This window comes from Actinoalloteichus spitiensis RMV-1378 (assembly GCF_000239155.1).
Classification (GTDB): domain Bacteria; phylum Actinomycetota; class Actinomycetes; order Mycobacteriales; family Pseudonocardiaceae; genus Actinoalloteichus_B; species Actinoalloteichus_B spitiensis.
In genome coordinates this window covers 1-985 of the sequence record NZ_AGVX02000700.1, presented here as the reverse complement: position 1 = coordinate 985, position 985 = coordinate 1, and the positions used below count along the sequence as shown (strand labels likewise).

At 73.9% G+C, this 985-nt stretch carries 2 protein-coding genes; one reads left to right on the top strand and one right to left on the bottom strand.

Going from position 1 to position 985, the window contains the following annotated elements:
• Window positions 1-292: CorA family divalent cation transporter (locus ACTIDRAF_RS0224180; protein ID WP_026066449.1), on the bottom strand; the 292-nt coding region annotated here is incomplete at its 3' end.
• Window positions 293-516: 224 nt separating this feature from the next.
• Between ACTIDRAF_RS0224180 and rph the strand changes: the two genes are divergently transcribed.
• On the top strand, window positions 517-985 hold a 469-nt coding region (gene rph / locus ACTIDRAF_RS0224175; protein ID WP_016701256.1), incomplete at its 3' end, for a ribonuclease PH.

The window sequence follows — 985 nt, the reverse complement described above, 5'->3', positions numbered from 1 at the left end:
CTGGCGCGGTGGGGCCTGCGGCCGCCGTTCCCAGGCTCGTGGCGAAGACGACGAGGAACAGGTGGTTGTCGTAGCGGTCGAGCTTGGGGCGCTGCCGCTCCTGGCCCGCGTCCTCCACCGCCAGCTCGTGCAGGCCCAGCTTGTCCGCCAACCGCTCCAGGGTCGAACGGCTGGGCGTGGGCAGGTCGAGCCAGACCAGGGCGGAGCCCTCGCGGAGGAGGGCCGCCAGCTCGTCCTCGGCGACGTCCTCCCCGGCCAGGACCCCGTCCCGGTACACCCGGTTGGCGGCCACGACAGCGGATGCTAGCCCCTGGTGGTCGGACCGACGCGGACCGTGACGGCTGGTGTGTCACCGGAGGTGATGGCCGGCCGGCGTCGTGGGCCGCCGAGGTCGACCGGCTCCGACTCCGGCTCCGGTGGCGCGGCGGCCCCGTGCCTGGTGGGCGGGGCGTGCGGGCGAGCCCGGACCGTCGAGTCGACTCCGGTCGTGGGCCGCCGATGTCCTAGGGTGACCGAATGGCTCGTGCGGATGGTCGACAGGACGACGCTCTCCGGGATGTCCGGATCACCAGGGGGTACCAGCAGTGGCCCGCCGGTTCCGTGCTCGTGGAGTTCGGGCGGACCAGGGTGCTGTGCGCCGCCAGCGTGCAGGAGGGCGTGCCGAGGTGGCGCGCCGGTTCGGGTCTTGGCTGGGTGACGGCCGAGTACGCCATGCTGCCCTCGGCGACCCACACCCGTGGCTCCCGGGAGTCGGTCAAGGGTCGCGTCGGCGGCCGGACCCACGAGATCAGCCGGCTCGTCGGCCGCGCGCTGCGCGCCTGCATCGACATGTCGGCGATCGGGGAGAACACGATCGCGATCGACTGCGACGTCATCCAGGCCGACGGCGGCACCCGGACCGCCGCGATCACCGGCGCCTACGTCGCGCTGGCCGATGCGGTCACCTGGCTGGGCGCGGCGAAACGGCTCGCCGACCCCAAGCCGC